An 8,003-nucleotide genomic window follows, 5' to 3' on the forward strand; every position below is an offset into this window, starting at 1 on the left:
CAGCTTTTTGAGCAGCCGCAGGACGATCGAGATTTGCAGCCGCTTCTGCTGAGTCAGGGATTTTTCTACGGCTATTTTCTAGAGGACAATCCGGCTGAGCTTCGACCACTGCAAAATCAGGTCGCTGCTCTGATCCAGGAGAGTTTACGCGGTTCTGTTAAAGAATTACTCGAAGCAGAGCCATACCAGCAGCGGTTCTCTGCCCCCGTCATTCAATCTGCTCGCACCCAGCGCAAGCTTAAAATCGCCTATATTGCTCGCTTTATGCGTCAGCATCCGGTTGGTTTTTTGGCGCGCTGGCTAATGAAATATCACGATCGCGATCGGTACGACATTTATACTTACCACATCGACTGTAAGCACGTTACTGATTTTACGAACGAGTGGTTTGTTAAAGCTTCCTCCCAGCTGCCTGAGCGTAACAATGGCTATGCTTCAGCGCGATTCGACGACGGAAACAACATTGGTATTGCCAAACATATCTGTGAGCATGACCAAATCGACATTCTAGTAGACCTGGATAGTCTCACCTCTTATAAAACTTGCAGCGTGATGGCACTTCGACCCGCTCCGATCCAGGTGACGTGGCTGGGATTAGATGCATCAGGCATTCCGGCGATCGATTACTATCTAGCAGATCCCTACGTGCTGCCCGAATCGGCTCAGGATTACTACAGCGAAAAAATTTGGCGATTGCCCCAGACCTATTTGGCGATCGATGGCTTTGAAGTTGGTGTTCCGACGCTGCGGCGCGATCGATTGGGCATTCCTCAAGATGCGGTCATTTATCTCACTGCTCAGAACGGACAGAAACGCTATCCCGATACGGTTCGGCTTCAGTTGCGTGTCCTGAAGAATGTGCCCAACAGCTATCTGCTGGTGCGCGGTCTGGCAGACGAGGGAATGCTGCAAAGCCTATTTAACCAGCTTGCAGAAGAAGAAGGAGTTTCGCTCGATCGCCTGCGGTTTCTGCCTCGCGACCCAGATGAAGAAACCCATCGGGCAAATATTGCTATTGCAGATGTGGTCCTGGATACTTTTCCCTACAATGGCGCGACGACGACGATGGAAACGCTATGGATGGGTGTGCCGATCGTCACCAAGGTCGGACAGCAGTGGGCAGCCCGCAACAGCTATGCCATGATGACCAATGCAGGGATCAGTGAAGGCATTGCCCAGACTGACGAAGAATACATTGCCTGGGGCATTCGCCTGGGAGAAGATGCCCAACTGCGAGAGCAAATTGCCCTGAGACTCAAACAGTCCCGCCAGACGTCCCCACTCTGGGATGCTGAAAAATTTGCCCGCGAAGTCGAACAAGCCTACGAGCAGATGTGGGATCTATACTTGCAACAGGGGCGCTTCGGCTGGACGTGATAGCCTGAAAGCAGACAGCTCGATCGCCAATCCTTCGATTTCTATGACTTCAATTGTTCCTGAGTCCACAAATCGTTTGAAGCATCAGATTATTCAGGAGATCGACGGGATGGATAGAAACTGTCATGACCCAAGAACTCCTTGACCTCAGAAACAGCATTTTAGAAGGACGCTATGCTGATGCGCTGGCGATCATAGATGAGCTTGAAGGCATAAGCAGACAGGCGATTCTGCGAAATGTTGAGTTGTTTTTGGTGCGCCTTCTGATTCACCTGATCAAAAATCAGGTCGAACAGCGTTCTACTAATTCCTGGGCAGCATCAATTACAGATTCGGTTCGGCAAATTCAAAAGCTCAATCTGAAAGACAATCGGTGTCTTACTATGTTGTGCAGAACGAGTGGGAGGATTTGCTGGAGGAGGCGATCGAGGCAGCAATTGATGGGGCAAGTGTAGAAGTGCGGCAGGGAGAGTTTAGCCCGTTTCAGCTTGGGGCGATCGTCGATCGAGCTCAACTCATGGAAATGAGCACAACGTTGCTTGCTTTCACTTATCAGCATCCTGCAAAAGCACTGCCCGGAATCGTGAAAGACTATCTGGTGCAGCTTCCGGGCGGTGAGGACTGGAGGCTTGGCAGGCAAGCGGATTTGTAGGCTGAGACTTTGCGGGTACGACAAAACTAAGCAGAAACCGCCTGAATTAAATAGACGGGGAGATGGGCAGCCCCAGAAGCTTGAATGGCGACATGATTCTCTGCGGCAAGCGCAACTCGACCAGACAACTGCGTGATCAGAAGTGGCGTGAGGTTAAACGGTTCAATTAGCACAATTTCGGGACTTTCTCCGGCTTCAATACCCTCTTCACTCATCAGGTACAGCAATACGCTAGAAATTGCCTCGTTTGCATCTTCGCTGTTCCAGGTTCCCGAATGAATCAAGAGACTCAGTGTATCGCGCTGTGCGTGAGTTAGTGCAAACCGTAGCAGATCGGCTAAGATGGCGAACAGGTTTTCTTCAGGCTGATGCCAATTGGGAAAGGCGATTAAACTCAGCGATTCAGAGGTTTGCTTCAGATCGGGAAAGTCTTCGATTTGTTGAATGTAAGCTTGCCGATAGTCTTCCATCTGTTTTGCCAGACGGGGTTCTAAGGCTGCCTCGATGTAGAATGTTTGCGTTCGAAACGGACTATCTACTTTGACAAATGCTAAGTCGACCTGCCAGAGTGCCCGATCGCCCGGTCGCCAACTCGGATCGAGAATGTCGTACATGACGAAATCGTGCGATCGCATGAAGTCGATCACGTCATAGATCTGTCCAAACAGCGTCGATTCGATGATCAGATATTCAGTTCGCGGCAGGATGTTGACTGCTCCTTTTAGCACCTCGGCTTCGTTTCCGTCTACGTCAATCTTGATCAAATAGGGAGGCGGAAGCTGTTTTTCCTGGCAGAGTTGGTCAAGCGTTACCGTGGGAATCGTTCGCTGTTCAAATGAGGGGGCAACGGGCTGGTCGGCATCGGTTACTGTGGAGGAATGCACTAGATTCGAATTAACGTGCAGGTTCATTGTGCCAGACTGATCGCTAGCAGCAGCAATGATGTAGTCTGCATTGCCCAATTTCTGACAGAGCTTTGCCAGATAGGGTTCATTTTCGGCGATCGGCTCGATCATAAAGTGCTTGCACTCGGGAAACGCACTATAAAGCGCAAACGTACCTAACGCTGTGCCTACATCAATCACCGTTCCAGGCAACAATCCGCATTGACGAATTTGTAGCAAACCGCCGCGCATTGTGCCTCTGTGTATTCCTGGCTGTGTCACTTTTTTCTCCTGCTCGGATTTACGGTTTAATTCTGGAAAAATGTCAATGCTAAAGCCTGTCTAGTTCGACTTGCGATTGAGGTAAGCATGCCCACTTTACAATTTTTGTTTCTTCGCAGCATCAACGCGAATCATGTCATCGCAACTGAAGGTAAACATTCGGCTTTTGCGGCAGCGATCGCTTCTGTATCTTCTAGCGTGAGTAAAACACGACCTCGAATTTGAGCCAACAGCAGCAGGGAAATGTCTTGCGGTTTTAATAAAACGACTTCTGCGCCGTCTTCTGCGTCGAGTCCTTCTTCACTGAGCAAATAGAGCAGCACACTAGAGATCGCATCATTTGCATCCGCTTCGTCCCAGTCACCGATCGACATTAGAACGCTCATGATTTGTCGATCAGGATGAGTTAGAGCAAACCGCAGCAGATCCACTAAGCTCTCAAACAGGTCGTCTTCAGGCTGATTCCAGCCTGGGAAGGCAAGCCAATTGATTTTCCGTAAACGAAATGCCTGTTGCAATGCTTGGTCTTGGTGCTGCTGGGCAATTTGGGTGAAGACCGCTCCCATTTGTGCGCTATAGCGACGGCAATCGAGGAAACTGGGACAATGTTTCATGGCTTCCCGAATATGCTGCCGCTTCTGCTGCCGGAAAGCCGGATTCTGACCTAGCTCGATCGCCTTTTGCACATACGCAGCTTCGTCAAACGCAATTAACTCCGCAATCTGCAACTCGCGCAAAAAAGCTCCACTTCGCGCCAGCGAACAGGCAGAGTCTACCTCCATCACGATCGCCGGAATGCCTAATTCTAATGGATCAATCAGCGAAGTCATCCCGGAAAACGGATAGGAATCCAGGTAAACGTCTGTGAGCTTTAATCGCTCTTTCACGTCCGATCGGGTTGGGGCGGCAGGTAAGATGCGATAGCGATCCTCGCTCATGCCATACCGGGCAAATGTGGCTTTGAGGCGATCGTGAAAACTATGGATCGGATAGCTCGATGTCCAGTTTTTATTAAACGGATACAGCATCAGCACCGAATCGGGAACCTGGGCGATAATTTGCGCCCAAGCGTTCATGACTTCCGGCGTGATTTTGTAGAAATTTGCACCAGAGCTGTAGACGATCGCAGTGTCAGCCAAGTTCAAATCCGATCGCGTCAGAGCGGCAGTGAGGGGCGGTTCAGACTCGGTGGCAAAATCAAAGCATTGGGCTGCGCCGTCCAGCGGAATCAATGTTTCACAGTAGTGTGCCTGTAGGTTCTGCTCGGGTTCAATCAGGCGGCTGGTCAGGTAATAGTCTATATGCCGCATTCCGGTGGTAACAGGGGAATTCATTCCGGTGATCTGCACCCGTGCCAGGCGATGGAGTGCCAGCAGTGTAATGCCTTTAGCGGCGACGGTGAGATTGCTGGCGATAAACAGAATATCTAGGTCGGCATCGCGAATCATTTGCACCTGCTCAGCCAGGATTTGCGGCAAGGGGACAAAATGGTCGACGTGACCCAGGCAGTAACGTTCTAGGCGATGTCCGGTGGGCTGGGGCGTAAACAGGATCGTTTCAAATCGATCGCGGTTCAACTGCTCAAAGACGGGCAGCGTTGCAAAGGTTTCGGTTTGCGGGCTAAAGTGCGATGACAGCACCCCGACCCGAAGTTTGGCGGGCGCAGTTGTCCGAGTTGGGAAGGTGTAATCCAGTTCGTAACCCTGCTGTATAAGGGCGCATTCCATAATTTCTGCCCGTTTGCGGTAGAGGTCTTTTAGGTTCTGCTGGGCGAAATAGGGCAATAGAAAATTAGCGCGATCGGTAAAGATTTGAGCCGCCTGCTGCCAATCTGGGTCGTCGGGATGCTGGGTAATATTGTTGTGTAGAATATCGGTTAAGCCCTGGAGATAGCGACAGTAAGCATCTACCTCACCTTCTTCCTGAAAGTAGGGCGGCAGCCGCAGCAGATAACTCAGATATTCCTCTCGCCAGTCCGCCGGAACGGTCAGTAGATTGTGGGGCAGGGAAAGCTGATACACCGGACGGTACAGCAGCATTGCCAGCAAAAACTGAATTGCCTGAGGGTGATCGAAGCCTGCGGTCAGGGTGTCTGTAAGTTGCTGGAGATCTTGTGCTTCTGCATCGGTTAATGCGACCTGACAAAACGAACTTCGGAGGAGCGATCGCCGAATTTGTCCTAGTTCGCCTGCGTCTGCGTCTGCCAGGTCTTCTGGCGAAACTGACAACCATGCTTGAAGCCACTGCTGTCTTGCCTGTCGCAGTTGAGCGATTACCTGGGGATTAGATGGATTCGCGACATATTGCTCTAGCAGTCGCGGTACTGAAACCCAGAGGCGGGGCAAACCTGCGGCTTCTTCCTGCATGGGTAGATTTGCGGCTTCTGCCAGGGTTTGACCGACGATCGCCGCCATCCGCTCCCAGGAGAATAAGGAGATACGATCGAATCCTGACTGAATTAGACGATCGCGCAGTTCGGGCTGCTGGATCTGGAACATTGCCTCCGCCAGTTCAGCCGGATCGTCTTCGTTCACGTACAGTGCTGCATTGCCTGCCACTTCTGGGATCGAGGAATTGTGGCAGGTAATCACCGGACAACCGCAAGCCATTGCTTCCAAGAGCGGTAAGCCAAACCCCTCATAGCGCGAAGGGTAGACAAACGCCAAAGCACCCGCATAGGCTAACCGCAACTCTGCATCGGTGAGCGACAGCAAGTGAACCTGGCTGTCCGTGACATAGGGCTGATACTCCTCCTCCAGAAAAGGAGTGGGTCCAACGCAGACAATGCTGGCATTCGCTTTATTTGCCAGTCGCGCAAAGGCCTGGAAAAATAGCCGCGAGTTCTTAAACTGATTTCGCATTCCCACCAGCAGGAAATAGGGCTGTGCGATGCCGTGCTTTGCCCGAAACGCTTCTACTTCTGCCGCCACCGCAGGTTGAAATGTGGGATCGACGCCGCAGTAAGCCACCGTCACTTGATCGCTCGAAATTTCTGGGAAGAATTTGACCAGATCCCGCGCCGTATTTTCTGAAATCGCCAGATAGCGATCGGCATAGCGAATGCTGTGATGCTTTTCTCGCCACATCGAAAGGCTGAGATCTGCCTGCTGCACTTCGGGAATCATGTCGTATGCCATGAATGCCGCAGGTGTCTTGAGCGGGGTCGTGTAGTAGGTCGAAATAAATAAACTCGCCTGTTCTTCGTCGCAGATTTGCTGAAGCAGTTCGCGATCGGCTACTGCATTTTTAGATTCGTAGCGAGGAATAGTGACATATCGAATTCCAGGAATCTGAGGGGCTGTACCGTTTCGATCGAGCACCGTGAGATAACGAGCAAAGCCGCTGACTGCCCATTCTTCCAGCAGCGATCGCCAAACGCGCGCAATTCCAGTCTGCACAATTTGAAAAAATACGCCGTCAATGACAATGCGAGACGTTTCAGGAAGATCTGTCCCAATTTGCTCAACCTGCTGAGAAGGTTTAATGTCACTGTTGATGCACGACACTTGATTCGGCTCAGTGGATTCACTAAAACCTTTGGCTAGAGAACTGACAGCAGCAGCATAATCTTTTTCAATTAAAGACCTTTTGCCAACTGAGCGACTTGAATAACGGCAGATGCTTTGAAATTGATGAGCTGATATTTTCTCTTGGGTTAAAAGATGAATCGAACGACCATTAGAATACAGATTGAGATTAAATTGCTCAGCTAATTGCAGTAGGGAATGATAGGTATAGATTGAAATATGCTGCCCCTCTCCTAGAGCGTAATACCACCACTCATCCGGTTTAGGGTTGCTGGGGGGTAACAGTTCTGTGCTAAATAATATACTGCTGGAGCATTTTAATATCTCAGATATATCTACGACCGGATTTGTAAGGTGTTCAAAAACTTCAAACGCTGTCGCAAGCTCATAATTCTTCAGGCCACTTGTATCCGCTTCAAATCCTTTAGCAAATATATTCTGACAGAATTTGTCATACCAATAAAAGTCGAATCCTAAGTCTCGCATCATGCGAACGAATAAGCCATAACCTCCGCCATAGTCAATAAATTTTGCGTCATGATTGAAAAAATTAAGCACAGTTCGAGCAGAAATATCAGAGAACATCGTGTTCCTCTGAACGATTCCTACATCGCTAATTGCAATTGCTTCGGAGTAAGCTTCCTCTAGCCAGTACGGTTCCTCAGTCTGAACAAATTTGCACTCTTCACACTGAAAGTACTCAACATTGTACTTATTGAGCAGCTTTGCCACCGAGAAAGAATGAGATTTTGCTTCACATATTTTGCACTGCATTGTTCTACTACCTGATTTTTAGAAGACACTCGTTGATCAATGCTATTTTTGATTGGCTTTTTGCTTTGCCTTAGCCAGCAGTGCGCCGTAGTCCGATCGCTCAGGATGCCGTTTTACCAAATCTTGCAGAATCTCGATCGCTCCTGCATAATCCTTGAGCTGGAGCTTTGTGACTGCCAGACCTTCCAGCGCAGTGAGATTATTGGGTTCGCGCTTGAGGACGAGTTCGTAGCCGCGTACTTGGGCTGCAAGGGCTTCCTGAATGGTGTCGGGTTGGGGTTGTGCAGCGGGCGTCGATTTAACTGAAGCTTCACTCAGGATTTGCGCGGTGTGGTAGATCGTTGAAAGCAAAAAACCATAGATTGCGATGATGATAATCAACTGCTGTAACTTGGTTTTTTTCTTCGATCGCTTTTCGTAATTGCGTTTCCCCAGGCTGAAACTCGAAGCCAGCATAAAAGCAGCAGTCGTCATGGCAGAGGTGAATCGACGCTTTAAATTTCTGTC

The 8,003-nt window shown here is 49.9% G+C and carries 6 protein-coding genes and 1 pseudogene; 3 read left to right on the plus strand and 4 right to left on the minus strand.

Annotated features, from left to right (window positions below; all coding sequences use genetic code 11):
• The 3 genes from H6F80_RS09750 to H6F80_RS31260 form a co-directional block, all read left to right on the plus strand.
• Window positions 1–1,377: O-linked N-acetylglucosamine transferase, SPINDLY family protein (locus H6F80_RS09750; RefSeq protein ID WP_518523551.1), on the plus strand; the 1,377-nt coding region annotated here is incomplete at its 5' end.
• A gap of 125 nt (window positions 1,378–1,502) precedes the next feature.
• Complete coding sequence (locus tag H6F80_RS31255; RefSeq protein ID WP_199296476.1) at window positions 1,503–1,832, plus strand: DUF29 family protein; 330 nt, start codon at window positions 1,503–1,505, stop codon at window positions 1,830–1,832.
• Window positions 1,751–2,029, plus strand: a complete 279-nt coding sequence (locus H6F80_RS31260; protein ID WP_199296478.1) for a hypothetical protein — start codon at window positions 1,751–1,753, stop codon at window positions 2,027–2,029. The genes H6F80_RS31255 and H6F80_RS31260 overlap by 82 nt, the downstream gene beginning before the upstream one ends.
• A gap of 26 nt (window positions 2,030–2,055) precedes the next feature.
• On the opposite strand, the gene H6F80_RS09760 is transcribed toward H6F80_RS31260, so the two are convergent.
• The 4 genes and pseudogenes from H6F80_RS09760 to H6F80_RS09770 form a co-directional block, all read right to left on the minus strand.
• Complete coding sequence (locus H6F80_RS09760) at window positions 2,056–3,195, minus strand: FkbM family methyltransferase (protein ID WP_190791369.1); 1,140 nt, start codon at window positions 3,193–3,195, stop codon at window positions 2,056–2,058.
• A 131-nt stretch (window positions 3,196–3,326) separates the two neighbouring features.
• Entirely contained in the window at window positions 3,327–6,701 is a 3,375-nt protein-coding gene (locus H6F80_RS09765) for an O-linked N-acetylglucosamine transferase family protein (RefSeq protein ID WP_347277854.1), read from the minus strand.
• Between the two features lie 186 nt (window positions 6,702–6,887).
• A pseudogene (locus tag H6F80_RS31265) lies at window positions 6,888–7,496 on the minus strand (class I SAM-dependent methyltransferase); the annotation flags it as partial.
• Between the two features lie 42 nt (window positions 7,497–7,538).
• On the minus strand, window positions 7,539–8,003 hold a 465-nt coding region (locus H6F80_RS09770; RefSeq protein ID WP_190791371.1), incomplete at its 5' end, for a tetratricopeptide repeat protein.

It is taken from the genome of Leptolyngbya sp. FACHB-711 (assembly GCF_014695615.1).
Classification (GTDB): domain Bacteria; phylum Cyanobacteriota; class Cyanobacteriia; order Elainellales; family Elainellaceae; genus Leptolyngbya_A.